Source organism: Oleiphilus sp. HI0117 (assembly GCF_001635235.1).
Genome location: NZ_LWGA01001461.1, coordinates 1 through 837 on the forward strand (window position 1 = coordinate 1; position 837 = coordinate 837).

The following is an 837-nucleotide window of genomic DNA, read 5'->3' on the forward strand; positions in this document are numbered from 1 at the left end:
GGCGATCCAGAGCCATGTGATTATGCGATTGCAGCAATCAAAGACATACTGGAAACCAAGGTTCCGGTATTCGGCATTTGCTTAGGTCACCAGCTACTTGCGCTAGCGAGTGGCGCGAAGACTGAAAAGATGAAGTTTGGTCACCACGGTGCGAACCATCCGGTACAGAATCTAGAAGACAAAACTGTGATGATTACCAGTCAGAACCACGGTTTTGCAGTGGACGAGAGTTCACTACCAGATTGTCTAAAAGCAACACATAAGTCTCTATTTGATGGTTCCTTACAAGGTATTGAACGCACGGATACTCCAGCGTTTAGTTTCCAGGGCCATCCCGAAGCGAGCCCGGGCCCGCATGATGTCGCGCCTTTGTTTGACCGCTTCATCGATACGATGAGAGCTCGTGCTAAGTAATTAGTACTGTTGTTTAGTCAGCAAAATACTTGCTGAAAGTGAACCTATTTTGTTGTGAGTGAGCACCTTAGCTATTTACAACCTAACTCTTAGAGAACGGAAAGAATTAAATGCCAAAGCGTACCGACATAAAGAGTATTCTAATACTAGGCGCCGGCCCTATCGTCATCGGGCAGGCCTGTGAGTTTGACTATTCAGGTGCTCAAGCGTGTAAAGCGCTTCGCGAAGAGGGTTATCGAGTTATCTTGGTTAACTCTAACCCGGCAACCATTATGACTGATCCTGCAATGGCCGATGCGACTTATATCGAGCCGATTACCTGGCAGACAGTTGAAAAGATTATCGAGAAAGAGCGCCCTGACGTGTTGTTGCCAACAATGGGTGGTCAGACTGCATTGAACTGTGCATTGGACCTAGAGCGCG

Annotated in this window: 2 protein-coding genes; both read left to right on the forward strand. The window is 47.4% G+C overall.

The features are described from left to right. Window positions 1–414, forward strand: a 414-nt coding sequence (locus A3757_RS24390) for a gamma-glutamyl-gamma-aminobutyrate hydrolase family protein (RefSeq protein WP_197470295.1), incomplete at its 5' end; no start/stop codon positions are given. A 110-nt stretch (window positions 415–524) separates the two neighbouring features. Next, window positions 525–837, forward strand: a 313-nt coding sequence (locus A3757_RS24395) for a hypothetical protein (RefSeq protein WP_156506562.1), incomplete at its 3' end; no start/stop codon positions are given.